Consider the following 25,087-nt stretch of genomic DNA (forward strand, 5'->3'; position numbering starts at 1 on the left):
TGGATGTCGCCAAGCGCGGAAGTGTCGCGTCCGGGGTTTAGTTTACGTTTTGCATCCAGAGAAGCGGCTGCCGGATGGGAAAATTGCGAATGATCTCCGGGTTTTTGGGGTCGGGATCGAGGGACTTCCAGAGATCCAGATACTCCGGTTTGGCGCAGGCAAGGCCGCAGAAGAGCAGGCCGGGCGAGCGGACGGGCCAGAAGTCGAAGTGCTGGACGTCCTTCGCATAAGTCCAGGTGGATTTGTCTTTGAGGAACGGATACAGAAACTCGGCGGCGCGGCACATGCCCCGGCCGTCGGGCGTCTGCCAGCGTTCTTCGGCTTCGCGGCCCAGCGACCAGCAGAGGCCAGCCATCACGTCGAAGTTGAAGATGGAGTAGCCATACGGCTTAGTGCGGGCGAGTTCGCGGGGATAGCTGCCGTTGCCCGCCATCTGTTGCAGCAGGAGAGTGCGGTAGCGGACGCGGAGTTCGTCGCGCGTGTTCTCGTCTCCGATCAGGCGAGCGAACTCGGAGGCCTGAAGCGCCCACGCTACGGAGTGGTTATTGGCTGCGTCGCGCTCGCGCATGCCCTTTTCGCTGGTCTTCATCCAATCGAGGTAGGTGGTGAACCATGTTTTGATCGCGGCGGAGTCCGTGGCTGTGAGGGCGCGATTCTGCAGGAGCGTTGCGGCACGGGCGACTTCGACGAGATGCAGCGTGTCGATGATGCCGTAAGAGCGGCCCGTAACGCCCTGGCGGACCCCCTGCCCGAACTCCAGGTTCGGAGTCATGCGGGTTTCGGGCGTAACGAACCAGGCGCGAAGGTGAGCGAGGGCGTGGTCGGCGTAGATCTTCTTTCCCGTAAGCAGCCACGCCGCAGTCAGTTGCGGTACGGCCATGGAGAGCGCGAGCATGGCTTTGCGGTGGCCGGTGAAGTTGTCGGGGTTGGATTGGCCATCGCGTTCTTTGTATGGGCCCGCCGGGTTCTTCGGATCGGGCCAGAAGTAGTCGGATTCGGAGAAGAAGTCATGCGGTCCACCGGGGGAGCGGCTGGAAGGGAAGGCGGTGATGGTCGCAGGTTGGAGCTTGAGCGCCTCGAAGGCGCGTTGCAGGATGCGCTTCCGGTCCTGGCGGGCGACGAGGGCATAGCCACTGGTTTCAGGCGGGCTCTTCTGGGCGTACGCAAGACTGGCGCAGGTCGCGGCGCTGCCGGCGAGAAAGGTGCGCCGATTGATCTTCTCCATCTTCGGATCTCCACTCGCAACTTTAGCGGACAGGACGCGTTACGTCTTGTGACGTGGCAACACTGTCCTCTGCTGCCAGCATCTTAAGTGCAGTCGGAGATGCCACCATGATGATCCTGCGTCGTTGCCTTCCCGTGCTTTTGTTTCCCTTTGCTCTGCCTTCCCACGCCCAGACTTCCGCGGTCGACATGATTCGTGCGATGTCGGATACGGAACTCAAAGCAAGTGCCGCGGACCACAGTCTGTGGAAGTATCGTGACCGCAACCGGCAGCATGGCGTAGAGACGGTTGCTCTGGTTGTAGATACGAAATCGGGTTCAGTGAAGAAGGTCCTGACGCGGGGTGGTCGACCTCTCACTGCGGAAGAGGAAGCCGCGGAAGATAAGAAGATCCACGAGTTTGTCACAGACTCCGGGAAGCAGCGCAAGCAGAAGAAGGATGCGGAGCAGGATGACGCGCGTGCGCGCAGCATGCTGGAGCTGTTGCCGAAGGCGTTTCTGTGGACGGTCAAGGCCCACAGCGGTGAAGAGGTAACGCTGCACTTCGAACCCGATCAGAACTTTGATCCACCGTCGCGAATCGCGTGTCCTTGCAGCAATGGCGGGCGACGTTGTGATTCACAAGGCCGACCACCGCCTGGAGAGTATCCGCGGAGCTCTGAAAGAGCAAGTGAACTTCGGCTTCGGTCTATTGGGTAAGCTAGAGAAGGGTGGCACGTTCAACGTGATTCGCCACGAGGTACAGCCCGGCGTGTGGGAGACGACGGAAACTCACGTGCACATGCAGGGGCATGCGTTGCTCTTCAAAAGCATCAGCGAGCAGGAGGACGACGTGCAGACGGACTTTGCTTCTGTGCCGCCGTCGACCAGTCTTGCGGATGCCGCCGCGATGCTGCAGAAGAAGGACGAACAAGTGGCACGCTTAGGCAGATAGCCTCTGTCGAAGAGCTAGTCGCCTTGCCAGCCCTCCGGACGCCATGCGCCGGACATCGTAAACGCTGCATGCACCAGCGCGATGTGCGTGAGCGCCTGAGGAAAGTTGCCCAGCATGCGGCAGGCGATGGGATCGTATTCTTCGCTCATGAGACCGACATCGTTGCGCAGTTTCAGCAAGCGTTCGAAGAGAGCGCTTGCTTCGTCGCGGCGACCAATGAGCCATAGGTTTGTAACCAGCCAGAAGCTGCAGGCAAGAAAGACTCCTTCTCCCGGAGGCAGGCCATCGGGGGAGGTGGCCGTGTTGTAGCGGAGAACGAAGCCATCATTCACCAGGTATTTCTGGATTGCGTCAATGGTGCCGAGGATGCGCGGATCGTCGGGCGGAAGGAAGCCAACGAGAAGGATGCGAAGGCACGAAGCATCGAGCTCTTTCGAACCATAGGCCTGCACAAAGCTGTTCAGTTCCTTGTCGAAACCTTTTTCGCAGACTTCGGCATGAATCAGATCGCGATTGATGCGCCACCGTTCCACGTCGCCGCCACCATCGTACTGCTCATAGTGTTTGATGGCACGATCGAGCGCGACCCAGGCCATGACCTTGGAGTGGGTAAAGTGCTGCTTCCCATCGCGCGTCTCCCAGATGCCCTCGTCCGGCTCCGTCCAGATATGGCAGAGGTGATCGATCAGGTTGGCCTGCAATGCTGAAGCGGAGACCTTGATGTCGGGCTCTGCCTCGGGAATCTTGGAGAGGGCCGCGGCAACCTCTCCGTAGACATCGAGCTGGAACTGATTGGCCGCACCGTTCCCCATGTTTACGGGGCGCGAGTTTTCATAACCGGGAAGCCAGTCCGCATCCCATTCCACGAGTTGGCGTTCGCCGGAGATACCGTAGATGGATTGAATCTGTTCGGGCGCACCGGCGATGGCGCGGAGAAGCCAACGCCGCCATGCCGCAGCTTCTTCGCTGTACCCGGCCTGGAGAAGTACAAGCAGTGTGAACGAGGTATCGCGCAGCCAGCAGTAGCGATAATCCCAGTTGCGTACGCCGCCGATCTGTTCCGGAAGGGACGTCGTGACCGCCGCGACGATGCCACCCGAAGGCCGATAGGTCATCGCCTTGAGCGTCAGTACGGAGCGATACACAGCCTCTTCGTACGGGCCGACGTAGGTATTTTGCTGGGTCCATTGTGTCCAGAAGTCCCGCGTCTCCTGCAAGGCTGCTTCAGGGTCGATCGCAGCGGGAAGCGCGACGCGAGCTTCCCCGTTTTCGTCCTTCTCGCGCCCCATGGACGAGCCATACGTGAGCGCAAAGCTTAGGGATTCTCCCTCGCCTATCGTGAAGTCGCTCACGGTAGACATTCCCTCGCCTTCGAGCGGTGCGGTTGTGCGTAGAACTACCATATCGGGACCGGCAATGGCGCGAAGTCCGCCCTCGATACGGGTGACCCACGGAATGGTCCGGCCATAGTCGAAACGGATGGCGAGGTCCATATGCATCGCGACGCGGCCGCTCAGGCCGCGCACGATGCGAACGACGTCGGAGTTCTTCCCGCGCGGAGGCATAAAATCCGTCACGCAGACTTTGCCTTCCGAAGTTTCAAAGGTGGTCTCGACGACCATGGTGCGCGGCGCGTACTGGCGCGTGATCTTGCAGCCTGCGCTAGCCGGAGCGATCTTCCAAAAGCCGTGATCGGCGGTGCCGAGAAGCGCGGCGAAACAGGCGCCGGAGGAGAACGTGGGCCAGCAGAGCCAATCGATGGAGCCACTGCGAGAGACGAGTGCGGCGGTCTCGCAATCGCCGATCAGGGCATAGTCTTCAATCCGACCCGCGTGAAGCGGCCCCTGGGTCTTCGTCTGCTCTGGCACGGAATTCCTTTCCAGCTAAGAAACCCTTAGAGGGTCTTAGCAGACCCTTGAGCAGATGCGAAACCGGTCTGTGAAGTTGCGGGAAGCGTGCAGGGATTGATTCGGCCAACAATTTCAGGTCATAGCATGACCACATGGCAACGCCAGGGAGACGTGTGGCATGGATTCGGACCTGTATTCAGCAGGGCTGGGACCGACGCCCTGATATCATCCGCATCGATCCCGCACCGAGTGCTTTATCCATTCGTTCTGTATGACTAGGGGACGTAGGGCAAAATCTGCGCAATGGCGTACCCGCGTAGATTGCGGCCATCCAGTGCGATATTGCTCGGCTTATAGTCACTATCCTGGTGCAAGCGCTCCTGGACGGTGTTCGACATGGCTGCGACTGCGGGAACGTCCCTATGCTCGGGTAGACCCCATGGCACAAGCTTCCATTCTTCATGTGCCATCCCAGTCACGTCCGTCGCCGGGGGATGCAGGTCCTGCGCTTCCGCTTCTCGAGAGAGGATCAAACCGTGCTTCTTCGCCTTTTGCAGCATCCAGCTCAAGGTGATGTCAGAGAGCTGTGACTCCGGATAGCTTCCCCCGACATCGCAGTGCACGCCTGGAAACCATACCTGCTCGACCTGAGCGTTATTGGCGAGCGCTGAGCCATCTGGTTTGGTCCAAAGAGTCGGTTTGAACTGGGCACGCCGTTCGTCGATGCAAACGGCGTGGTATCCATGCTCCACGCTGGGATGAAGACTCGTATCGAGAAAACCGTATTTCTTCTGATTCAACATGTTGAAGAAGATCCCCGGAATCCCAAGGGAGCCGACGGTATCCCAGACTCCTACCATTTCAATGGAGACGTCCTTCAGGCCATAAGTTGAGATCAATCCATCCTTCAGCGTCTTCTTGCGATCGGCATCGGGCTCTCGATAGGCTGCAAAAATCTTCTTGACGGTTTCGTTATCCAGATTGACGGAAGGCACTCCAAATCCGGCGATCATGCCCGCTACGCTGCGCGCCGTGAACGCTCCTCTGCTGAAACCGAAGAGGAAGATTTTATCCCCTGGGTCGTAGACGTCGGAGAGAAAGGAATAGCAATCCTGCACCTTCTGAAAAAGGCCCTCGCCCATGGTAAGTGCGGTCAAATGGTCCAGTGGGGTGCCATCCGTGCCGACTCCACTGTCGTAATACTTCAACTGCGACGCGCTGTTGACCAGCGCCATATAGAGCTTGCGGACATTCGTGTCGGCAAGGGTTGCAGTTGGACCGTGCGGAGTGTTCCACGTACCGTCCGCGCACAGGATGATGTTTTTCGCCATTTCAGTCTCCCTTGGAAGCCTCGGATGAAGATGAGGCTGTTCTTCTATTGCTTTGGACGCTCGATGCCACTCCAGGCCAGAGGAGACACAGCAATTTAAAAGTCACTTTGTATTAGGACGGCCTCTGTCCTGCTGAGTTAGATAAACCAGCTTCGCAAAATCTGCTCATGGGGAAAATAAAAGTACTTATTGACAAGAAAAATTATTCTCTATATTTTACTTTCAGGTTAATTAACTCATAGGTAAATAACATGCAGGATCATCTCAGCACGACCTTCGCAGCGCTGGCCGATCCAACGCGAAGGGCCATCTTGGCCAGGCTCTCACTTGGTGAGACTTTTGTGACAGATCTTGCCGAACCGTTCGACATGAGCATGCCCGCGATCACCAAGCACCTGAAGGTGCTCGAAAAGGCCGGGCTGATTAGCAGGAGCCGCGATGCCCAGTGGCGCCCATGCAAACTTGAGGGCGCTCCCCTGAAAGAGGTGGCCCAATGGGTCGAAGAGTATCGACGCTTCTGGGCTGAAAGCTTCGATCGACTGGATGCATACCTTGCGAAGGTGCAGGCAGAAGAGAAAAAAAGCAAAAAGAGAAACCCACGGAAACATTAAACAAACAGGAGAGATGGATGATGGAAACAGAGACGCAAATCGTAGCCTCGCGAGTATTGCATGCACCTCGCGAGCTCGTCTTCAGCATGTTCACGGATACGGAGCAAATCTCCAACTGGTGGGGGCCGCGAGGCTTTACCACGAAGACCGAGCAGATGGATGTTCGCCCCGGCGGCCTTTGGATTCACACAATGTTCGGCGCGGATGGCACGGCCTATCCCAACGAAGTTCGTTTCGTGGAGGTCGATGCGCCCAACAGGATCGTCTACGACCACGTTTCTGATCCTCTCTTCCGGGCGACTATCACCTTTGCAGACATGGAAGAAGGCAAGACCGAAATCCGCTTCGAGATGCAGTTTGCCACCAAGGCCCTCCGCGATGGCGTAGCCAAATCACGCGGTGCGGTCGAGGGTCTCTCCGAGACGCTGGCCCGCTTCGAAGAAGTCGTCGGTACGTTGGGGAGCGAAGAGCTCGTCATCACCCGCACCTTCGATGCGCCGCGCGAACTCGTTTACAAAGCCTGGACTGAACCTAGTCGCCTGGTAAAGTGGTTCGGTCCCGTAGGTGCCAAATTGTCGATCAAAAAGGCCGACATGCGTTCAGGGGGCGAGATGGTCTACGGCATGCAAGCGCCGGACGGCAGTAGGATGTGGGGCCGATGGACCTTCCGTCAACTGACACCGCCGGAACGAATCGTCCTTGTGTTCTCCTTCGTCGACGAGCAGGAGAATGCTATACCGCATCCTTTCGTTCCTAACCTCTCTGTGGAGATGCTGTCAACGACCACCTTTGAGGAGAAAAATGGCCAGACCCTGATGACACTCCGTTCCCGTGCTTTGCACGCCACCGAGGAGGGAAAGATGGCTTTCCACAAGCTCTTTGCAGGCATGGAGAAGGGCTGGGGAGGCACACTCGATCAGCTCGACGCCTATCTCAAAGAGGTTTGAAGAGCGGTGCGCGTGGCGATGAGGCTTGCCTTCGTCGCCACGTTTTTCATCAGCGATTCGAGCCGATGAGAAGACTGTCTGGCAAAAGGCTGCATCGTACTAGCGACTGGCAAAAGGCCCATTGAGCTTTGCGCCGCGGAAATCTCCAAGGGGGAAGCTTGGAAATCGCAATTCTGTTGGTAGAAGACAGTCCCGGAGACGTCCGTTTGACGCAAGAGGCGTTCCGCGAGGCAAATATGGACGTCCGCCTCCATGTCGCCGTGGACGGTGTTGCGGCCATGGCCTTCTTGAGACGCGAAGGCGACTATCACCATGCTCCCCGCCCGGACATGATCCTCCTTGATCTCAATCTTCCCAAAATGGATGGGCGAGAGGTTCTTGCTGCGATCAAGGCGGATGCCAGTCTGAAGATGATTCCCACAGTCATCCTCACGACCTCGGACGCGGAAGCGGATATCTTCCGGAGCTATGAGCTCCAGGCAAACTGCTACCTGAGCAAGCCTGTGGAGTTGGAAGCGTTCGAGAGCCTGGTAAGTCGTATCAACGAATTCTGGTTGACGACGGTCAAGCTTCCTCAACGCCAGAAGGCTGTCGGGTCGGATCTTCCCGCAATCGCTGGATAGATATCCTGGTTGGCCTCTGTCCTCAAAACGCAGCCGGAAACGCTTCTGCCTGGGCGCAGTTCAGCCCAGGCAGTTGTACTTTTTGGCGCTGCACGCTCGTCAGGGACTAGGCTCGCCCGGCGAACTCGCGTGTCTCCGTGGTGATCTTGATCTTTTCGCCTTCTTTGATAAAGATCGGGACGCGTACGACTGCGCCGGTTTCGAGCGTGGCGGCTTTGGTGACGCCGCCGCTGGCGGTGTCTCCACGGACGCCGGGTTCTGTGTAGGTCACGGCCAGTTCGACTTGCATCGGCAACTGAAGGCTGATGGGGTTGCCGTTGAATTTATTGATCTGAAGGATGATTCCTTCCACCATCATCTCCAGTGCGTCGCCAACCTTGTCTTCGCCGAGCACGAGGGTCTCGAAGTTTTCCTGGTCCAGGAAGTAGGAACCGTCGCTATCGCTGTAGAGATAGGAGGCATCCACTGTTTCCATATCCGGCTCTTTGAACTTGTCGCTGGCTTTGAAGGTCTTGTCGAAGACCGAGTTGTTCAGCAGGTTGCGCATCTTGAGACGCACCAGCGTCTGTCCGCCACGCGCAGTGGGCGTGGAGATCTCTACATCCAGGCAGGAGTACGGTATGTTTTCCAGTTCGACGAACATTTTGCGTTTTACGTCGATGGCGTCGATCAGTGCGGCCATGGTTCCCTCAGAAAAAGTTTGGAGATTGTCTTTCATCCGGTCTGCGAAGACGGAATGGCGGAGGCAGGCGGGTTCGCACCACGTTCCTGAGCTGAATGAAGGATACCGCGAATTGAAAAAGCGAGGAGCGCGACAGTGTTTGCTGTCGCGTCCCCGCTCTTGTGACCGGGCAGCCGAAACTCTACTGGGCGGCGTCCACGGAGACGGTGATCGGTGTGGTCAAACTCAGATCACCCTTCAACTCCAATTCTTCGGAAGATCGCCCTACTTCGACGGTGTAGCTGCCCGCATTGGCCTTCCAGGCTTTGGCGGCGACATCGTAGTAGGTGAGGGCCCGCGCGTTCAGCGGAAGAACGATGTGCTGCGTCTCGCCCGCGTTAAGCAGGACCCGCTTGAACCCTTTCAGTTCCTTCACCGGGCGAGGCACGGGCGCGCTCTTTTCACCGACGTAGAGTTGGGCCACGTCCGCGCCACTGCGGGAACCGATGTTGGTCACGTCGAAGGAAACCTGGTACAGAGTTCCAGCTTCTGTTGCCGGCTCGATCTTCAGATGCTCGTACCGGAAGCTCGTATACGAGAGGCCATAGCCGAAGGGGAAGAGGGGCTTCGTATGTTTGTGCTCGTAGCCGCGATAGCCTACAAAGATACCGTCCGTATAGTGAACGTCCAGCGTCTTCGGTGCGGGATAGTAGCTCTCCACGCTGGGATTGTCTTGGATCCTGCGCTCCCAGCTGAAGGGTAGCCGTCCGGAAGGATTGATCTCGCCAAAGAGCGCCTGGTTGAAAGCCGTTCCGCCTTCCTGTCCTGAGTACCAGACCTGAAAGACAGCCGGGACCTTTTCGAGCCAACCCGCCGTGGCGACGCTGCCGCCTGCGGAGAGGACGACGACGGTCTTCGGATTCGCCGCCGCGATCTGCCGGATTAGCTCTTCCTGTCCTGGCGGCAGCGCAAAGCCGCGATCTGCGCCTTCCGTCTCCGTGTCCGCGTCGAAGCCAACGGCGACCACGGCCACATCGGCATTCTTCGCAAGCTCCAACGCCATGGGATCGACCAGCTCCTTCTCTTTAGCGATGGCAACGCGCAGGAAGGGTTCCTGAAACGCCTCTCCTTCACCCTGATCGATGACAACCTTATGCGCGTCTCCGGTCAGGTGAATACGGATCTGGTTCATCACGGCCTTGGGCAGCACCATCGAATCGATCTCCACCTTGCCGTCGACGCTCAGGCGAAACTTCCCCGTGGCCTCCACGAAGAGGAGATACTCGCCCGCGCTCTTCGGCTTGTAGTAACCGGTCCAGCGATGCGATTCCTTTTTCGTGGAGGTCGAACCCAGCTTGACGATGAAGTCCGCCTGGGTCATCAGACCCATATCTTCGATGTCCTCCGGCGTTCCAAAGCCGGGATGGCCGATCTCGGCTGCGGATTCCACGTGCGACCCGGTGGAAGGTCCCGTACAGTCGTCGCTGGCAAAGCTTTCGACCAACAGACCAGGTTTCTTCTCGGCAGCATCCTGAAAGAAGTGTGTTCGTGTGGACACCTGGTGGAGCGTGGGAATCCCGCGCGCATAGGTGACCTGCTTTTGCAGGTTGTTGTCGCTAATGCCGGTGAGAATACTTGTGGTCTTGAACGTTGGCACTTCGCCGCTGCCGCCCGCCGTCGGGCTGCCCGGAAAGGCATTCGTTCCAAAGACTGCGATCTTCTGCACCTTCGTCTTATCCAGCGGAAGGAGAGCACCCTCGTTCTTCAGCAACACCATGCCCTCCTGTGCTCCCTTCAGAGCTGCTTCGCGGCCCTGCTGGTTGTAGCGAGGAATGGTGGCGTCTCTCTGCTCGCGCTCCAGCCAGTGAAAGCGCGTCGCCAGCCGCAGCATCCGGCGGATTTTGTCGTCGATGGTGGCCTGCGAGATGGTGCCAGCCTTGATGGCGGGGAGCAACGTCGCCCGGTTCATATAGGTGCCGAAGGGCATCTCCAGATCCAGCCCCGCGTTTGCGTCGGCGATGCCGTCGTGCGCCGCGGTCCAGTCGGACATCAGGACGCCGTCAAACCCCCACTGCTGCTTCAGCACGTCGATATTCAGATAGCGATTCGCCGTCATGTACGTGCCGTTGGTCAGGTTGTAGGAGTCCATGACGGAGCCTACGTGTCCTTCCTTCACCGCCGTCTCAAAGATGGGGAGATAGATCTCGCGCATCGTGCGCTCGTCGATGATCGAGTTCGTGGTGAAGCGCGCGTACTCGGAGTTGTTGCCCATGAAGTGCTTGATGGTGGCGACGACGTCCTGGCTCTGCACGCCACGGATGTAGCCGACGGCGATCTTGCCTCCGAGATACGGGTCTTCACCGAAATACTCGAAGTTGCGTCCGTTCATCGGCGCGCGATAGATATTTACTCCAGGACCCAGAAGAAAGTGTGCGCCCCGCGACCGCGCGTCGCGCCCCAGCTGCACACCGACTTCCTGCGCCAGATCGGGGTCCCATGTGGCGGCCAGGCCGATCCCTGCAGCGTATGCGGTAGAAGGTGGGGGGATGTGCGCTCCCACGGGACCGTCGCTCATCCAGAAGCTGGGAATGTGAAGACGCGGAACGCCATGCGAGCTGAAGAGGGTCTCGCCCGAAAGCATGTCTACCTTTTCTTCCAGCGTCATCTGCTGGATCAAGGAGTCGATTCGGGAGTTGGCTGAGGTGTCCGGCATCGCGTCCACCTGGGAAAACGCGGGCGCGGCGAGCAACAGAAAAGCGAGAAGGATCGAAAAGCGAGTGCGAGATCGGGACGTCTCGTCCCTGGGTGGCATCATCATGTGGTTCATAGGCCTCTCTGAGGGGCGAAGCTCCGGACGTAAATTCAGCACTGAGCGGGGACGGTTTCGACCTCGGACGAAAACACTACGAACTTCTACGACATTCGGGCAAGGGACTTACCGTAAAGAAAGATTTATTCCGCCGCTTCCAACTAAATTCGGCGATTGCAAGCCATCTTTTACGGACGTAGAATACGGCCTCTCTTGCGGTTAGGGGAGTGGGCGTGCTGAAGATTACTCAGAGACGTTTTCCGTGAATCGATCAGAGCAGGATGGGAATGAGTATGGCGTCAAACGCGTTGCAAGAGATGTGGATGTACTCCGGGACTGATGCAGGTTCTAACCGTGCAGATGAGATCAGCCGGTCGGCGGTGCTTGAGCAGTTGGAGAAGATTGTTGCCAACTCGCACTTCTGCCATAGCAAGCGGTACCCCTCGTTTCTTCGCTTCGTTGTGGAAGAGACGCTGGCGGGCCATACCGATGTCCTGAAGGAACGCAACCTCGGGACGGAGGTCTTTGGACGACAGAGTGATTACGATACCAACGCGGACCCGATCGTCCGCGTCACCGCCGGAGAGATCCGCAAGCGGCTCGCCCAGTACTACCACGAGCCCGGACACGAACATGAGCTCAGGATCGAGCTTCCGCTGGGGTCCTACGTCCCCCATTTCGCTCCTCCGGCTCATCGTCGTCAGGCAGCGGATGCGTCCGTCGCGCTGGAGGCTGCTTCGGCTCCGCTCCCCCTGGAGCAGGACGCGTCCGTCGTGCCGTCGGCCCCGAGCTCGCCCGTAGTGCTTTTTCCTGCGGCAGAGATACCGGCCAGCACTCCATGGCGCCGCTGGCCTCTTCTGATCGCGTTCAGCGCGGTCGGCCTCTGCGTCCTGGCTATCGGCCTTTATCTGTCTTTCTTCTCCCGCGCAAGCTTCCACGATGCAGGAACGAAGTTCTTCTGGCAGCCGATTGTGTCCTCCAGCAATCCCGCGCTTGTGATCATCGGCGTGCACTCGATGGACAGCAAAGGACGTACTCTTCCGGTCGATACCGTTGGGAGTTCGGAACAGAAAGAACCTCAGAACATGATGTCGCTCATGAGCCGCTACGAGATGGTCCCCATCAGCGACATCGTCGGTTACAGCAAGATCACGAACCTGTTGACGCGGCACGCGCGGACATACCAGACCGAGGGTTCAGGTGAGGCCACGCTCGACCAGCTGCGCCACGGCCCGGTGATTCTGATCGGTGGTCTGGATAACGTCTGGACGATACGGCTCACCGCTTCGCTGCGCTATCGCTTCTTCGCAAAGACGGAGCTGCTCAACGGAATCGAAGACTCAAAAGATCCGTCTAAACTATGGATGTTCGATAACGCTCTTCCCGCCCACGGAAACGCGCGCGACTACGCCATCGTCGCCAGCTACTTCGACACGACCATCGAGCAGCAGGTGGTGATCGCCGCGGGTGTGGGAAGAAGCGGGACGGTCGCCGCGACGGAGTTCATCACCAGCACGGCCAACCTCAACGCCTGGTTGAAGCAGGCAAAACTCTCCCCCGGCCAGAACGTGGAGCTCGTGCTCGCGACCGACCTCCTGGACGGCGAACCTGGACCACCGCACGTCATCGCAAGCTCTACCTGGTGACATTATCCTGACGACCCGATGTTCTACTCAACCTAAGGAGTTTTCGTGATGACATTGAACGATGCAAGACGGATCATTGCTGCGGCTGAAGTAAAGTCGCATGCCATCGGCCAGCCCATGAACATCGCGGTTGCCGATGCGGGTGGAAACCTCGTCAGCCACGTCCGTATGGATGGCGCGTGGATCGGCAGTATCGATATTTCCATCAAGAAGGCCTATACCTCCAGGGCCTTCGATATCGCGACCAAAGACCTTGCCACACACTCCCAGTCAGGCGGCCAGTTCTTCGGCATCAACACATCGAACGATGGACGCATCATGATCTTCGCGGGCGGCATTCCGCTGCGTAAGGATGGCAAAGTGGTAGGCGCCATCGGCGTGAGCGGAGGTTCGGGAGAACAGGACCACGCGGTGGCAGAAGCAGGCGCTGCGGCTTACTAACGGAAAAAGCCTGTACCGGTGATTCCGGTACAGGCTTTTGCTTTTCCGGTTGGTATTTACTCGGAGACGGCCTTCACCAGATCCGTGAGTGCGGCGATGAAGGTAAAGCGCACAATCGCGCTCGGCTTCTGCGCCTCCGCGATGAGGTCAAGCTGCTTCGCCTTCCATCCCGCTGGTGCCTTCTGACCCGTTGCCAGATAGTTCAGAGCATCTTTCCCCGTCTGTGTAAGCTTGACCATCTGCGTCGCGCGCAGGGCCGCATCGTTCAGACGTGGAGAGGCCTTCATCTGGCGCTGCACTTCAGGAACCGTGCTCGACAGTCTGGTCAGCCACGCCTCCATCTGCGCGCGGTCGGTTGCGTCGCCAGTGGGGTTCGCCAAAAACTGCTTCGTCAGCATCTCGAACCAGTGCTTGGTGGGCGGATCGGGACGGACGGCATCCACAAAGCGATCCAGAGAGGTCAGTTGATCGGTGCGCTGCGCCTTGTAACGTTCGCCGAAGCTTACTGGCTCCAGCGCGGAGGCAAAGGTCCGCAGAGCGTCGATCTGCTCCGTGCGCGCGAGCTCACGCAGCCCCGCATCGCCGGATTGCAGGTGCGTGAGGCCGAGGCCTTCGAGTTCGATGGAGACCCTCTCCAAACGCCGGTACATATCGTCCACGTCACGCAGATTTTCTGGAGACCAGAAGCGCTCCGCGACGGCCGCTGTGCGTGGCCAGATGCGCGAATCGATCGTGCGCTCGGAGAGTTGCTCCGCCCACATTGTCACTTCGCCGCCAAGAATCAGCTTGCGCTGCTCCGGTGTCACATCTGCGTCCGAAGGCAAAGGGTCTGCAAGATAGTGAACCGATGCGGGCCTCATGCCGTCGAGATAATACGGCGCGGAGAGCACGCCCTGGTATCCCAGCTTGGCTCCCTTTACGAGAGATGCAGTTCCGCGCCACGACTGCACCACAACATCCTTGGGCAGGCCGGGCGTGAGCACCTCGTCCCATCCCATCATGTGTTTGTGCAGACGCATGACGGTCTTGAGCACGCGTGTGTTGAAGTACGCCTGCAGGGCTTCGTTGTCCTTCAGATCGTGCTTCTTCATGAAGGCGACGATGCGCGGGTTCGTCTTCCAGTCGGGCGCGGGGGATTCATCTCCTCCGATGTGGACGTAGGTGTCCGGGAAGATCTCCGCCATCTCGCCGAGAAACTTGTCGACGAAGGCGTAGGTCTCGTCGCGTGTGGGATCGACGGCGTAGTTGCTGACGCCGAACTCGCGGCGGATGCCATCGGGCACCGTGCCGCTGGACATCTCCGGATACGCGACCAGCCAGGCCGTGCTGTGACCCGGCATCTCGAACTCGGGCACAACGCGGATGCCGCGATCACGTGCATACGCCACAATCTCGCGCGCATCCTGCTGCGTGTAGAAGAGACCGTCTGAACCCTTTTCCGTCAGCTTCGGGTAGATCTTGCTCTCGATGCGAAAGCCCTGGTCTTCCGTAAGGTGCCAATGGAAGACGTTGAGTTTCACAGCAGCCATGCCATCGAGCGTCCGCTTTAGTACCGGGACGGGCTCGAAGTGACGGCCGCAATCGACCATCAGGCCACGCCAGCGGAAGCGGGGTGTGTCGTGAATATGTACTGCAGGAATGGCATAGCCTTCACCGCTAGGCTGCACGAGCTGGATCAAGGTCTCAAGGCCATGCATCGCTCCCACATCGGTTGCCGCATCGATCTCCGCGCCAGTGGAGGTGACCTCCAGCGTGTAGGTCTCATCCTCATTGAGGCTTTGCACGGCTTCGCCAGGGCTTTGCACTTTGACGACGAGCTTCGTTCCCGGAACGACGCCTGCACCTGCGTGCCGCAGACCCGCCGCAAAATCGAGGCGGCGCACTGCCCTCCCGATAGCCCCTTCGAGACGTGCGTCATGGGTGCCGGGCGTCTCGACCGCAAAGGTGGAAGCGAGCGAAAGAGAACCCGTGCCGAAGGAGATCTCGGAGGGCATCGGCATGAGGTTGATCTGGAGCCGTTCCTGCGCAACTCCGGCAACGGTCGACAGGGCCATGGCGCCTGCCAGAACCGAGAGGGATCGAGTGTATTTCATTAAGTGGGTCACCTTCGGCAGAATGTCTTCCTCCCTAATTTATCCTGCCGCCTGATGGATTCACCCGAAGAGGCTGAGCTAGGTATGCTTTCGCTATGAAGATTGTGATCTTTGGTGCGAGCGGAATGGTCGGCGGCGGCCTGTTGCTGGAGGCGCTGAAGGATGCGGACGTGACCGAGGTGATCGTCGTAGGACGGTCGCCTGTTGGTGTAACCCACGCGAAGCTGCTTGAGGTCCTTGTCTCCGATCTGGCAGAGGGCGCGCGCGAAATCTCTGGAATGGACGCGTGTTTCTTTACCGTAGGCGTGACGGCCTCTGGAAAGAACGAGGCGGAATACACCCGGCTGACCTATGACCTGACGCTGAGTGTCGCTGAGGCGCTCGTGGAGCGAAACCCCGCAATGACGTTTGTCTATGTCTCCGGCCAGGGAACAGGCGGCAAGGCCATGTGGGCTCGTGTGAAGCGGCGAACGGAGGATGCTCTGCTGGCGATGCCGTTCCGCGCGGCGTATATGTTTCGTCCCGGCTTCATCGTACCCGTCGGTGTGAAGTCGAAGACCAAGCTCTACCAGAGGATGTACACGGTCATGGGACCAGTACTCCCACTTATCCGGAAGATGTTTCCGAAGTCGGTCGTCAACTCCGATGAACTAGGGCGGGCCATGTTGAAAGTAGCAAAAAGTGGTTTCACAAAAAAAGTATTAGAAACATCCGACATTGCCGGATTAAGGGAATAGCTTCCGTGCCCCATTCTTTCGCGGCTTTATCGCGAAAGGGTGGGGTCGGGATGATCGTGGCTGGACCGTCGATTCGCCTTGGCCAAAAAACCTCGATAACTACTCCAAGGCCACTCCTCCGGTTGATTCACAAGACCACGCTTCACCGGATTGTGATGGATATACGTAAACGTCTTCCATATAGCATTCTCTTCCGAAATATTCTCTTCCGTTCAGCGGCTTTGAAGACATCAGGGGCATTTTTCTTGAGACTACGGGCGAAGCGTTGCTTCAATACTTGAAGTACGAGAGAGTTTGTTTTCACATCAGGTGGTGCCAGGACAAGGTGAAAGTGCTCGGGCATGATGACGTAAGCTTCGAGCGGTGTTTCGTATTTCGTCGTGGTATCGACAAGGATTTCTTGAAACAGATCGCGCAGTCGCGGCGTACCAAGAAGAGGTTGACGCCGAAAGCAGCTTACCGTAACGAAGTGGAGATCGCCAGGGTTATGTCTTCGTTCAAGACCTGTTGGCATACGAAAAAAGATTATCGTGAGTTTTTGAGATTTTGGTTCGCGCTTCGCGCGAATACCCCACCCTTTCGCGATGAAGCCGCGAAAGAATGGGCCCCAGGGTTCTTTTAGCTGCGTACTGCGGTTTTCAGATGCAGATCGCGCATCTGCTGCTCCGTAGGCTCGCTGGGGGCCTGGACCATCAGGTCAATCGCCTTGGCTGTCTTTGGGAACGCGATCACTTCGCGGAGGCTCGAAGCTCCTGCCAGCAGCATTACGATGCGGTCGAGGCCGAGCGCAATACCGCCGTGCGGCGGCGTGCCGTACTCCAGCGCTTCGAGGAAGAAGCCGAAGCGTTCGCGTGCCTCTTCGTCCGTCATGCCAAGCGAGCGGAAGATCTCCGACTGCACGTCTTTGCGATGGATACGGATCGAGCCTGAGCCCAGTTCCAGGCCGTTGAGCACGACGTCGTAGGCAAGCGCGCGGACCGAACCCTTGTCGTTATAGAGAGCGCCGGATTTGATGTCGTCTTCGTGCGGTGAGGTGAAGGGATGGTGCGCCGCGTCCCAGGTCTTCTTCTCCTCGTTGAACTCGTACATGGGGAAGTCGGTAACCCAAAGGAAGCGGTAGTCGTCCGCAGTGCCGGTCTTGTCGAAGAGCTTGTGCTTGTCCGCGAACTTCTTTGCGAGCTCGATGCGGAGCGCGCCGATGCGCTTCGGAATCCACTGGCGATCGAAGTTCCACAGCGCAGGCGTACCGAGCTTCGGCGTGATGACGACCGCAAGATCGTTGGTGGTGAAGCTGTTGCCGTTGAAGGCGATGGTGGTGGCGTTGAGGTGCGAGCCGATCTCTTCCGCGAGCGGAACGAAGGCCTCGCTGGTGCGCAGGCGCGTGATATCGAGCGCGTCCAGACCGGAGTCGCCGAAGAAGGCGCGGATCTCCGAAAGCAGCGACTTGCGCGCCGTGCCGGAGAGTTCTCCAACGTTGGGAATCACAAATCCGAAGACAGGCAGGGCAGGTTCGATGCGCAGGCTCTCGCGCAGCTCCGGCGTGAGAACTTCGGTGAGCTCGGCCATGTGCGGCAGACGCATGTCGGGCTTGTCGATGCCGTATTTCGTGATGGCCTGGTCGTAGGTCATGCGCGGAAAGGGCGTAGGGATCGTCACATTCGCGGCTGCGAAGGCTGCGGTAAGAAAGCGTTCGGCAACACCGAAGACGGTCTCCTGTGTGGGAAAAGAGATTTCCAGATCGATCTGTGTGAACTCAGGTTGGCGGTCGGCGCGGAGATCTTCATCGCGGAAGCAGCGCGCGATCTGGAAGTAACGGTCGAAGCCGCCCACCATGAGGATCTGTTTGAAGATCTGCGGCGACTGCGGCAGAGCATAGAAAGTGCCGGGGTGAACGCGGCTGGGAACCAGGTAGTCCCGCGCGCCTTCGGGCGTGGAGCGCGTCAGCATCGGCGTCTCAATCTCCAGGAAGCCCTCGGACGAGAGTTGCCCGCGGATCGCCTGTGCGACCTTGTGGCGCATCAGGAAGTTCGCCTGCATCTCCGGTCGGCGCAGGTCGAGATAGCGGTACTGGAGACGCAGCTCTTCGTTCACGATGGCGTCTTCCGCAGGCGAGAACGGAGGAGTCTTTGCATCGGAGAGCAGAAGAAGCTCGCTGACGACGACTTCAATATCACCCGTCGGCATGTTCGGGTTTTCAAGGCCGGCAATACGCTGGCGCACCGTACCGATGGCGGCGACGACGAACTCAGGGCGCGCGGCCTCCGCCTTGGCGAGAGCTTCGGTGGATTCGGACTTGTCGACGACGACCTGGGTGATGCCGGAGCGGTCGCGGAGGTCGAGGAAGACGAGGTCGCCGTGGTCGCGGCGGCGATTGACCCAGCCCATAAGGATGACGGATTGGCCGGCGTGAGCGGAACGAAGGTCGCCGCACATATGCGTGCGCTGATGAGTGCCTAAAAAGTCGAGTGTCACAGTCTTTCTATTGTACGAAGTTTGCGGCGCGGGACGGGTGAGCCGAAAAAAGCATTGACGAGAACTCTGATTACAAGCACAATGTAGTTCTAATTGCGGCGCCGTGTTTCTATTGGCTGTATCGGTGCGCAACGGAAAAGTAAGACAGGAGGCAATCGCATGCTGGCAACATCGAAACAAGTGCTTAGAACATTGGCCGTCTTCTTCCTGCTGGGTGTCCTCAGCGCCCGCCCGGCCTTTTCCGCCGACATCGCTAAGGGACAACTGGTAGACCGCGAGATCCAGTCGAAGAACTTTACTCAGAGCAAGATCGGCGTGAGTCCCGTGCGCAGGTTGGCAGTCTATCTCCCCGCGGGCTATGACGGATCGCAGAAGCGGTATCCGGTGATCTACTTTCTCCCTAGCCCCTTCGACAACTTCCGCGCGATCTTTGATTCGATGGGCGCACAGGCAGTGCTGGATCGCGCCATCGCCGACGGCACCATCGGTAAGTTCCTCTTCGTCACAGTGGACATGACAACTCCTCTAGGCAGTTCCTGGTATGTGAACTCTTCCGCAACGGGGAACTGGGAAGACTTCATGGTGCAAGAGCTTGTGCCTTACGTCGATGCCAACTTTCGCACGCTGCCCACGCGCGACTCACGCGGGATCGCCGGACACTTCATGGGAGGCTATGGCGCGATCCGTTTTGGGATGAAATATCCGCAGATCTTTGGTTCTGTTTACGCGCTGCATCCGGTCGGTACGGGGAGCGGCGTAAAGGTGCTGGCGTCTCTGCCGAACTTCGAGCTGATGGAGCAGGCAAAGACGCTGGACGACGTTCGCAAGGATGGATACTCCACGATCTTTACCTCCATCTTTCAAGCGCACATTCCGAATCCCGACAAGCCGCCTTTGTACTTCGACTTCCCCGCACATCGCGTGGCGGGGGAGTTGGTCATCGATGCCAAGGTGATGGATCGCCTGCGGGAGAACTTCTTTCTGGAGTCGCTGATCGGGAAGTACGCCGACAATCTCAAATCGCTGCGTGGGCTCAAGTTCGACTGGGCGCGCAGCGATTCGAACTGGGACCATGTCTACTCAAACCACGCGCTGACGCACAAGCTGAACGAGTACGGCATTGTGCATGAAGCGGAAGAGTACAACGGCACATGGGGAGGCGAGGCGAACTGGAGCGCAGAGGGACGTGTTCGTACAGATCTGCTGCCTTTCTTTCAGGAGCATCTGGTGTTTTGATTACAGATCGGAAGGGCGTAGACCGGTTTGCTTTGCAAGCCTTGCAAGCATCTTCGGACGTGTTGCGAGCTTGGTATAGATCTCCGCCAAAGAAACGGTGCTAATCGCTGCGTCGAAGAGGAGTTCCTGCACGATGTCGCTTCCTGGTTCTTCGTCGAGAAGAGCAAGGACCGCAGAAGTGTCCAGAACGGCGTTACTCACGCGCGGCTTCGGCGCGTCGTTCGGCAATGAGGTCGTCGACAATCGAAGCGCCTTCCTGGCGATACGGACGCATTAGCGCCTGAGCCTGGGCGATGGCCTTTGCTACTTCTTCCCGCGTTCTCTTCCTTGGCTCTGGCTTCTGTGCTGCCTGTAGAGCAGCGTTCAGTACGAAGCTGCTTACTGAACGCTGCTCTCGCTCGGCGGCTTCGCGCAAAACACGATGCTGCTCCTCCGTAGCGCGGACGCCAAGGGGCCGTCGAACGGCTGCCGCACTGGAGTTGGAAGTCATAAATAAAGTGTCGCAACTTTGTATACAAACGGATAGCATTTTATATACACCCGAAGCTCATTGGCAGGAAGCCTCGGAGCACTCGTCTTTGCGGTAACCGTCCATATAGAGGGTCATCGGAATGGGCAGCAGGTCGCGGTAGAGACCCATTTTGAAAAAGAACGTGCCACTGGAGAGATAGCCGGAGTCGGCGCTATAGGCAGTTACGCCTTCAAAGTGTGCGACCTGCTTGTCGTTGAAGGTAATGTCGATGAGACCGTCGCTGCCCGGTGAGAAGCGGTTGATAAAACGGAAGTTGAGCCATTGGCCGCGCACCTCGTCGTGCGTGCTGAAGAGCTTGGCCTCTCCCGCATCGTTCTTGCGGGTAATGAACAGTTCGCCGTTGACATAGCGGATGGCGAGGACGGGATTGTTCGGCAGGCACCGGCCGGTGAAGCAGACCTGTCTCCACTGCGCAAGGACCAGGCGGTCGTCCACGATGGGAAAGTCCGTAGGGAGATAGAGGCTGAAGCTCTGGGCGTAGGTGTGGTGCGGTCGCGACCAGAAGCGCCAGTGCTCCATGAGTTCGTCGCGTTCGCTCGCGGGCCCCATGTTGCTGGCGGGATCGAGCATGTCCCCGGGATGGAGCGTGATCTGACCGGTGTGGTGTCCATCGTGGACGACCTCGTGCTGGACTGAAAACGCGCTGGGGACCAGCCTGCTGGTCATCCAGATGGGGCTTAGTGCGGGGGATTCAAAGTTGTCCGCAACGTGGACGGGACGGTGGCGAACACGTGAGAGATAAGCGGTTGCCGCCAGGACGGCGACGAGGAAGAGAGTGAAGAGGAGAGTAGCGACTCGAATCAAGCGGTTTTTCATGAGCAACTTCTTTAGCGCAGTGTGCTTGGGAGATCGCTGCGCGCAATCTTTTCTTGTTCCCCGGTGGCGAAGTTTTTCACGGTGATTTCGCCTGAGGCGACCTCGTTTTCACCAAGTATAAGGATGCTGCGGGCGACACGGTCGGCCACTTCAAAGGATTTTTTCAGGCGGAAGGTACCGTCGCCCACTTCGATGCTGAGACCTTCGCGACGCAGTTCACGGGCGAGCGCGAGAGCGGCGGCGTTCTGCTCCACGCCCATGGGAGCGATGTAGGCATCCAGTTTTTTCTCTGCGGCTTCGGTGGTCTGTGCCTGCAGGGTGAGGATGAGGCGGTCTTCGCCGATAGCAAAACCGATGCCGGGGGCCTTGGGTCCGCCGATCATTTCGGATAGGCCGTCGTAGCGGCCGCCGCCGAGCAGCGCGTTCTGTGTCCCCAGGCCAGTTTCTACGGTGAACTCGAAGGTGGTGCGTGTGTAGTAATCCAGGCCGCGAACAAGGCGCGGATTCACGGTGTACGGAACGCTGCAGGCATCGAGCGCGGCGAGCACCTGGGCAAAGTGGCTCTTCGAATCGTCATCGAGGTAGTCGGCGATCTTGGGCAGCGCGTTGATAAGCTCCTGGTCGGCCTCGTCCTTGCTGTCGAGGACGCGGAGGGGATTGGTCTCGGCGCGGCGCTGGTTGTCTTCGCACATCAGGTGTTTGACGTGCGCAAGCGCTTCGCGGAGAGCGGCAACGTAGCGCGGACGGTCCGTCGCGGAGCCCACTGAATTAAGTGTCAGCTTCCAGCCCCTGAACTCGTTGCTTTCACTGGCGCGCTCGATCCCCAACTCGTCGAGTAGAGTCGCAAGCATCTCCAGGACTTCGGCATCGCGGAGCGGCGATTCGCTGCCTGATGTGACGGGCCCGATAACCTCCGCACCAATCTGGAAGAACTGGCGATAGCGGCCTTTTTGCGGGCGCTCGCGTCGGAACTGCGGGCCAATGTAATAGAGCTTCTGGAGATGGCCTGTATCGCCAAGCTTATGTTCGATATAGGCGCGGACGACACCGGCGGTGTTTTCCGGGCGAAGCGTGAGGGACTGCGCTTTTTCACTGGCGGCGCGGGCGCGGTCCTCCCATGTGTACATCTCCTTGGAGACGATGTCGGTCTCTTCGCCAACGCCGCGGGCAAAGAGTTCCGTGGATTCCAGGATCGGCGTGCGGATCTCGCCGAAGCCGTAGCGGGAGAAGACGGAACGGGCGGTGGCTTCGACGCGGTTCCAGAGGGCGGTTTCGGGGGGGAGCAGATCACGGGTGCCGCGTACGGCTTTGAGCGTAGAAGACATGAGGGTTCTAGTTTAGCGGAGCAGGAATGGAAGCTGTGCCCTCTACTCAGCTCGGGGACGCTTGGGGCACGTCGCGGCCGTCAGGCAGAAGAGCGTTTTTTCGAGTTTGCTTCCAGGAACCGAGGTGGCCTCTGCTTCAAGATGGGGAAAACCTGGCTATTCCTCCGAAGTTGTAAAGATCACATGACTTAGATCGTGTCTGTGCACGGAAGCGGGCAGATTTGGGGGGGGCCTAAACCGTATTCTTTGCCTAAAGACAACTGACGCTATCAACGTCCCTTCTCGCAAGGTTAATAACGCATCACGGGAAGTGGGCTCCATGGAAGCACCTTTGACGAATCGTTTTCTGAGTACTTTACCGCCGGCCTATCGCAAGTCACTGATGGATCGCATGGTTCCAGTGGCGATGCCGCGCAGGATGAGTGTCTATCAGCCGGGAGAGGTGCCAAGATTTTCCTACTTCGTGACCTCTGGCTTGGTTTCTGTGGTGTCGAACCTGGAAGACGGGACGATGACGGAGATCGAGGTTGTAGGTGCGGAGGGAATCTCTCCCTGGCTGCAGCTGCTCGGCAACCTCTCGGTGAATAGCAGCTGCTTTATGCAGGTCGCGGGAACGGCCCTCCGTCTTCCTTTTGCGGAGATGCGGGAAGAGTTTGAAAATAATATAGATATGCGGCGGTCGGTGCTGGCCTTCGCGGAGCACCAGGCACTCGTTATGGGGCAGCTGGCCGCGTGCAATCGCCGCCATATCGTGGATCAGCGTCTGGCGCGTTGGCTTCTGATGGTGCAGGACCGTGTGCAGACGGAAGAACTGGCGCTGACGCAGGAGTTTCTGGCGGCAATGCTGGGTTCGCGCCGGACTTCGGTGGCGCTGGCTGCGGGCGAGATGCAGAAGGCAGGTCTCATTCGCTATCGGCGCGGCAAGGTCAAGATCATCGATCATGCTGGCCTGGTGAAGCGCGCCTGTGAGTGCTACACGGTGATGCAGGGCCTGATGAACGGACTCTATAAGTAGGTCTTTCTTCCAGGGGTCGTCGTCGCGGCCGTGGAAGAATGAACGTATGGAATCCAAACCAAAGCCTAAGAAGCGGGATGCCATCCTCGATGCGATGCTCGATGTCGTCGTGGAGGGAGGTTTCCACGATGCTCCGATGTCGCTGATTGCCAAGCGATCGGGAGCGAGCGCGGGCGTGATTTACCACTACTTTGCCAGCAAAGAAGAGATCATTCAGGCACTCTATGAACGCATCTACACGCTGAAGCGCACCAGCTTTTTTGAAGGCTACTCCCCGGAGATGGACGCCAAAGAGGCCTGCATTCGCGTGTGGATGAACTGGTATGCGTTCTATCGCAAGCACCTGCGCGAGATGCGTTTCCTGGAGCAGTACGAGCATGCGGGCTTTGTTTGTCCGCCCGCGAAAGAACCTCTCGGAGAAGTGGAATTGGCCTTCATGCGTCGCTTCAGCGGTCGCTCGAAGGGCGGCATTTTGAAAGACTGGCCCGAGGAAGTTCTGATGGAGATGTCGATGGGACTGGCGTCCCGCCTGGCGCAGCAGCCGCGTAAGCTGCCGCAGTCTGTTCTAAAAGAAGTAGCGGAGCAGGTGTGGGAGTCGATTCGGTCGGGAAAGTAGAATGAACGTTCGGTTTATCGTGTAGGATGATCTCCATGAGTGGAGATCTTGTTCTTGTCACCGGTGGAACCGGTTTTATTGGCGCACATTGCATCGCGCAGCTCTTCCATGCGGGATATCGCGTTAGGACGACGGTTCGTTCGTTAGAACGGGAAGCCGATGTTCGCGCGATGCTGAAGGTGGCGGGTTGCGAACCGGGCGCGGAGCTTTCCTTCGTAGCGGCCGATCTGATGGCCGATGCGGGCTGGGCCGAGGCGACGGCAGGTTGTACCTACGTGCTGCATGTCGCGTCCCCCTTTCCCCTGGGCGTCCCTAAGCACGAAGACGACCTGATCGTGCCCGCACGCGAAGGTGCTCTGCGCGTTCTGCGGGCTTCTCGCGACGCCGGGGTAAAGCGCGTGGTGCTTACGTCTTCGTTCGCTGCCATCGGCTATGGCCACAAGCCGCAGGACGCGCCGTTCGACGAGACGGTCTGGACCGATGTGGATGGCGGTGGCGTGAGCGCCTATGCGAAGTCCAAGACGCTGGCCGAGCGCGCCGCGTGGAATTTCATCGCCCGCGAAGGCGGCGATCTGGAGCTCTCCGTTGTGAATCCCGTGGGAGTCTTTGGGCCAGCCCTAGGACCGGATTTTTCGACTTCGATTGTTCTGGTGGAGCGCCTGATGAACGGGGACGTACCCGGTCTGCCGCGCATCTCTTTCGGCGCGGTGGATGTGCGGGATGTCGTGGACCTCCACCTGCGTGCGATGGTCCATCCTGCGGCAAAAGGTGAGCGTTTTCTGGCGGTTGCGGGCGAGTTTCTCTCGTTCATAGAGATCGCCAGGATACTCAAGCACCACATGGGTGGAGCGGCCAAACGTGTACCGCTTCGGCAACTTCCGGACTGGATGGTACGCGTTGTCGCGTTGCTGGATCCGTCTGTGAAGCTAATTCTGGGGGAGCTTGGCAAGAAAAAGGGCGCCAGCAATGCCAAGGCCAGGCGCGTGCTCGGATGGACGCCGCTCACGAATGAGGAGTCCATCGTTGCTACGGCGGAGAGTTTGGTGCGGCTGGGGTTGTTGAAGGACTCTGCGAAGAAGGCCTGAAGACTCGTGCCCCATTCTTTCGCCAGCTTTACCGGAGAAAGGGTGGGGTCGCGCGGAGCGCACAAACGGATCTTTCGGAAAAT

25 protein-coding genes are annotated in these 25,087 nt (G+C 58.6%); 13 read left to right on the forward strand and 12 right to left on the reverse strand.

What is annotated here, in order from left to right:
• Positions 1–37: 37 nt before the first annotated feature.
• Positions 38–1,225, reverse strand: coding sequence for an alginate lyase family protein (locus ACIPR4_RS01640; RefSeq protein ID WP_013566904.1), 1,188 nt, complete (start codon positions 1,223–1,225; stop codon positions 38–40).
• A gap of 107 nt (positions 1,226–1,332) precedes the next feature.
• On the opposite strand from ACIPR4_RS01640, the gene ACIPR4_RS01645 reads away from it, so the two are divergent.
• Complete coding sequence (locus tag ACIPR4_RS01645) at positions 1,333–1,923, forward strand: hypothetical protein (protein ID WP_041585874.1); 591 nt, start codon at positions 1,333–1,335, stop codon at positions 1,921–1,923.
• A complete protein-coding gene (locus ACIPR4_RS01650; RefSeq protein ID WP_041585875.1) occupies positions 1,916–2,158 on the forward strand; it encodes a hypothetical protein in 243 nt (80 codons plus the stop codon). The genes ACIPR4_RS01645 and ACIPR4_RS01650 overlap by 8 nt, the downstream gene beginning before the upstream one ends.
• Positions 2,159–2,172: 14 nt before the next feature.
• Here the strand turns inward: ACIPR4_RS01650 and ACIPR4_RS01655 are convergent, their stop codons facing one another.
• Together ACIPR4_RS01655 and ACIPR4_RS01660 are read right to left on the reverse strand one after the other, a co-directional pair.
• Entirely contained in the window at positions 2,173–4,026 is a 1,854-nt protein-coding gene (locus tag ACIPR4_RS01655) for a glycoside hydrolase family 15 protein (RefSeq protein ID WP_013566905.1), read from the reverse strand.
• A 257-nt stretch (positions 4,027–4,283) separates the two neighbouring features.
• Positions 4,284–5,339 (reverse strand): DUF2235 domain-containing protein, encoded by a 1,056-nt coding sequence (locus ACIPR4_RS01660; RefSeq protein WP_013566906.1) that lies wholly within the window; start codon positions 5,337–5,339, stop codon positions 4,284–4,286.
• A 251-nt stretch (positions 5,340–5,590) separates the two neighbouring features.
• Here ACIPR4_RS01660 and ACIPR4_RS01665 point away from each other — a divergent pair, with 251 nt between their 5' ends.
• The 3 genes from ACIPR4_RS01665 to ACIPR4_RS01675 all read left to right on the forward strand — a co-directional run bounded on the left by ACIPR4_RS01665 (position 5,591) and on the right by ACIPR4_RS01675 (position 7,520).
• On the forward strand, positions 5,591–5,950 hold the full coding sequence (locus tag ACIPR4_RS01665; RefSeq protein WP_013566907.1) for an ArsR/SmtB family transcription factor: 360 nt from the start codon (positions 5,591–5,593) through the stop codon (positions 5,948–5,950).
• Between the two features lie 17 nt (positions 5,951–5,967).
• Positions 5,968–6,897 (forward strand): SRPBCC domain-containing protein, encoded by a 930-nt coding sequence (locus ACIPR4_RS22885; protein ID WP_013566908.1) that lies wholly within the window; start codon positions 5,968–5,970, stop codon positions 6,895–6,897.
• A 158-nt stretch (positions 6,898–7,055) separates the two neighbouring features.
• Positions 7,056–7,520 carry a response regulator gene (locus ACIPR4_RS01675; protein WP_013566909.1) on the forward strand — a complete coding sequence of 155 codons (465 nt, stop codon included), beginning with the start codon at positions 7,056–7,058 and terminating at the stop codon, positions 7,518–7,520.
• 106 nt (positions 7,521–7,626) lie between these two features.
• Here ACIPR4_RS01675 and efp read toward each other — a convergent pair whose 3' ends face one another.
• On the reverse strand, positions 7,627–8,202 hold the full coding sequence (gene efp / locus ACIPR4_RS01680) for an elongation factor P (RefSeq protein WP_013566910.1): 576 nt from the start codon (positions 8,200–8,202) through the stop codon (positions 7,627–7,629).
• A 181-nt stretch (positions 8,203–8,383) separates the two neighbouring features.
• A complete protein-coding gene (locus ACIPR4_RS01685; RefSeq protein ID WP_049780759.1) occupies positions 8,384–11,008 on the reverse strand; it encodes a beta-glucosidase in 2,625 nt (874 codons plus the stop codon).
• A gap of 275 nt (positions 11,009–11,283) precedes the next feature.
• On the opposite strand from ACIPR4_RS01685, the gene ACIPR4_RS01690 reads away from it, so the two are divergent.
• Positions 11,284–12,636 carry a hypothetical protein gene (locus ACIPR4_RS01690; protein ID WP_187290235.1) on the forward strand — a complete coding sequence of 451 codons (1,353 nt, stop codon included), beginning with the start codon at positions 11,284–11,286 and terminating at the stop codon, positions 12,634–12,636.
• Between the two features lie 48 nt (positions 12,637–12,684).
• The gene (locus tag ACIPR4_RS01695) at positions 12,685–13,077 is read left to right on the forward strand and encodes a GlcG/HbpS family heme-binding protein (RefSeq protein WP_013566913.1); all 393 of its coding nucleotides are present in this window, start codon (positions 12,685–12,687) and stop codon (positions 13,075–13,077) included.
• Between the two features lie 56 nt (positions 13,078–13,133).
• On the opposite strand, the gene ACIPR4_RS01700 is transcribed toward ACIPR4_RS01695, so the two are convergent.
• On the reverse strand, positions 13,134–15,170 hold the full coding sequence (locus ACIPR4_RS01700; RefSeq protein ID WP_013566914.1) for a beta-N-acetylhexosaminidase: 2,037 nt from the start codon (positions 15,168–15,170) through the stop codon (positions 13,134–13,136).
• A gap of 95 nt (positions 15,171–15,265) precedes the next feature.
• Here ACIPR4_RS01700 and ACIPR4_RS01705 point away from each other — a divergent pair, with 95 nt between their 5' ends.
• Entirely contained in the window at positions 15,266–15,907 is a 642-nt protein-coding gene (locus tag ACIPR4_RS01705) for an NAD-dependent epimerase/dehydratase family protein (protein ID WP_013566915.1), read from the forward strand.
• A gap of 142 nt (positions 15,908–16,049) precedes the next feature.
• Here ACIPR4_RS01705 and ACIPR4_RS23435 read toward each other — a convergent pair whose 3' ends face one another.
• Positions 16,050–16,325: a transposase gene (locus ACIPR4_RS23435; protein WP_425358327.1), complete on the reverse strand. Its 276-nt coding sequence runs from the start codon at positions 16,323–16,325 to the stop codon at positions 16,050–16,052.
• Between ACIPR4_RS23435 and ACIPR4_RS23045 the strand changes: the two genes are divergently transcribed.
• A complete protein-coding gene (locus ACIPR4_RS23045) occupies positions 16,233–16,529 on the forward strand; it encodes a hypothetical protein (RefSeq protein WP_245536423.1) in 297 nt (98 codons plus the stop codon). The two genes, ACIPR4_RS23435 and ACIPR4_RS23045, sit on opposite strands and share 93 nt — an antisense overlap.
• Here the strand turns inward: ACIPR4_RS23045 and aspS are convergent.
• Positions 16,526–18,379, reverse strand: coding sequence for an aspartate--tRNA ligase (aspS, locus tag ACIPR4_RS01715; protein ID WP_222829255.1), 1,854 nt, complete (start codon positions 18,377–18,379; stop codon positions 16,526–16,528). The two genes, ACIPR4_RS23045 and aspS, sit on opposite strands and share 4 nt — an antisense overlap.
• A 159-nt stretch (positions 18,380–18,538) precedes the next feature.
• On the opposite strand from aspS, the gene ACIPR4_RS01720 reads away from it, so the two are divergent.
• A complete protein-coding gene (locus ACIPR4_RS01720) occupies positions 18,539–19,615 on the forward strand; it encodes an alpha/beta hydrolase (protein ID WP_013566917.1) in 1,077 nt (358 codons plus the stop codon).
• On the opposite strand, the gene ACIPR4_RS01725 is transcribed toward ACIPR4_RS01720, so the two are convergent.
• Genes ACIPR4_RS01725 through hisS form a run of 4 tightly spaced genes read right to left on the reverse strand, consistent with a single transcriptional unit; the run spans position 19,616 to position 22,288 of the window.
• Positions 19,616–19,816 (reverse strand): PIN domain-containing protein, encoded by a 201-nt coding sequence (locus tag ACIPR4_RS01725; protein WP_013566918.1) that lies wholly within the window; start codon positions 19,814–19,816, stop codon positions 19,616–19,618.
• The gene (locus ACIPR4_RS01730) at positions 19,809–20,105 is read right to left on the reverse strand and encodes a type II toxin -antitoxin system TacA 1-like antitoxin (protein WP_013566919.1); all 297 of its coding nucleotides are present in this window, start codon (positions 20,103–20,105) and stop codon (positions 19,809–19,811) included. Before ACIPR4_RS01730 ends, ACIPR4_RS01725 begins: the two co-directional genes overlap by 8 nt.
• Before the next feature lie 57 nt (positions 20,106–20,162).
• The gene (locus tag ACIPR4_RS01735) at positions 20,163–20,963 is read right to left on the reverse strand and encodes a heparin lyase I family protein (protein WP_013566920.1); all 801 of its coding nucleotides are present in this window, start codon (positions 20,961–20,963) and stop codon (positions 20,163–20,165) included.
• A gap of 11 nt (positions 20,964–20,974) precedes the next feature.
• On the reverse strand, positions 20,975–22,288 hold the full coding sequence (gene hisS / locus ACIPR4_RS01740; protein ID WP_013566921.1) for a histidine--tRNA ligase: 1,314 nt from the start codon (positions 22,286–22,288) through the stop codon (positions 20,975–20,977).
• Between the two features lie 331 nt (positions 22,289–22,619).
• Here hisS and ACIPR4_RS01745 point away from each other — a divergent pair, with 331 nt between their 5' ends.
• The 3 genes from ACIPR4_RS01745 to ACIPR4_RS01755 are packed head-to-tail and all read left to right on the forward strand — an operon-like array spanning position 22,620 to position 25,004.
• Positions 22,620–23,303 carry a Crp/Fnr family transcriptional regulator gene (locus ACIPR4_RS01745; RefSeq protein ID WP_187290236.1) on the forward strand — a complete coding sequence of 228 codons (684 nt, stop codon included), beginning with the start codon at positions 22,620–22,622 and terminating at the stop codon, positions 23,301–23,303.
• A 46-nt stretch (positions 23,304–23,349) separates the two neighbouring features.
• Entirely contained in the window at positions 23,350–23,919 is a 570-nt protein-coding gene (locus tag ACIPR4_RS01750) for a TetR/AcrR family transcriptional regulator (RefSeq protein ID WP_013566923.1), read from the forward strand.
• Positions 23,920–23,954: 35 nt separating this feature from the next.
• Positions 23,955–25,004 carry an SDR family oxidoreductase gene (locus ACIPR4_RS01755; protein WP_013566924.1) on the forward strand — a complete coding sequence of 350 codons (1,050 nt, stop codon included), beginning with the start codon at positions 23,955–23,957 and terminating at the stop codon, positions 25,002–25,004.
• Positions 25,005–25,087 lie beyond the last annotated feature (83 nt).

It is taken from the genome of Terriglobus saanensis SP1PR4 (genome assembly GCF_000179915.2).
Lineage (GTDB): Bacteria > Acidobacteriota > Terriglobia > Terriglobales > Acidobacteriaceae > Terriglobus > Terriglobus saanensis.

Coding starts and splice junctions, on each gene's coding strand:
- ACIPR4_RS01720 (WP_013566917.1), top strand. CDS start 18,539: ATGCTGGCAACATCGAAACAAGTGCTTAGAACATTGGCCGTCTTCTTC.
- ACIPR4_RS01685 (WP_049780759.1), bottom strand. CDS start 11,008: ATGAACCACATGATGATGCCACCCAGGGACGAGACGTCCCGATCTCGC.
- ACIPR4_RS01660 (WP_013566906.1), bottom strand. CDS start 5,339: ATGGCGAAAAACATCATCCTGTGCGCGGACGGTACGTGGAACACTCCG.
- ACIPR4_RS01695 (WP_013566913.1), top strand. CDS start 12,685: ATGACATTGAACGATGCAAGACGGATCATTGCTGCGGCTGAAGTAAAG.
- hisS (WP_013566921.1), bottom strand. CDS start 22,288: ATGTCTTCTACGCTCAAAGCCGTACGCGGCACCCGTGATCTGCTCCCC.
- ACIPR4_RS01705 (WP_013566915.1), top strand. CDS start 15,266: ATGAAGATTGTGATCTTTGGTGCGAGCGGAATGGTCGGCGGCGGCCTG.
- ACIPR4_RS01755 (WP_013566924.1), top strand. CDS start 23,955: ATGAGTGGAGATCTTGTTCTTGTCACCGGTGGAACCGGTTTTATTGGC.
- ACIPR4_RS01730 (WP_013566919.1), bottom strand. CDS start 20,105: ATGACTTCCAACTCCAGTGCGGCAGCCGTTCGACGGCCCCTTGGCGTC.
- ACIPR4_RS01735 (WP_013566920.1), bottom strand. CDS start 20,963: ATGAAAAACCGCTTGATTCGAGTCGCTACTCTCCTCTTCACTCTCTTC.
- ACIPR4_RS01690 (WP_187290235.1), top strand. CDS start 11,284: ATGGCGTCAAACGCGTTGCAAGAGATGTGGATGTACTCCGGGACTGAT.
- ACIPR4_RS01645 (WP_041585874.1), top strand. CDS start 1,333: ATGATGATCCTGCGTCGTTGCCTTCCCGTGCTTTTGTTTCCCTTTGCT.
- ACIPR4_RS22885 (WP_013566908.1), top strand. CDS start 5,968: ATGATGGAAACAGAGACGCAAATCGTAGCCTCGCGAGTATTGCATGCA.
- ACIPR4_RS01640 (WP_013566904.1), bottom strand. CDS start 1,225: ATGGAGAAGATCAATCGGCGCACCTTTCTCGCCGGCAGCGCCGCGACC.
- ACIPR4_RS01665 (WP_013566907.1), top strand. CDS start 5,591: ATGCAGGATCATCTCAGCACGACCTTCGCAGCGCTGGCCGATCCAACG.
- ACIPR4_RS01700 (WP_013566914.1), bottom strand. CDS start 15,170: ATGAAATACACTCGATCCCTCTCGGTTCTGGCAGGCGCCATGGCCCTG.
- ACIPR4_RS01750 (WP_013566923.1), top strand. CDS start 23,350: ATGGAATCCAAACCAAAGCCTAAGAAGCGGGATGCCATCCTCGATGCG.
- efp (WP_013566910.1), bottom strand. CDS start 8,202: ATGGCCGCACTGATCGACGCCATCGACGTAAAACGCAAAATGTTCGTC.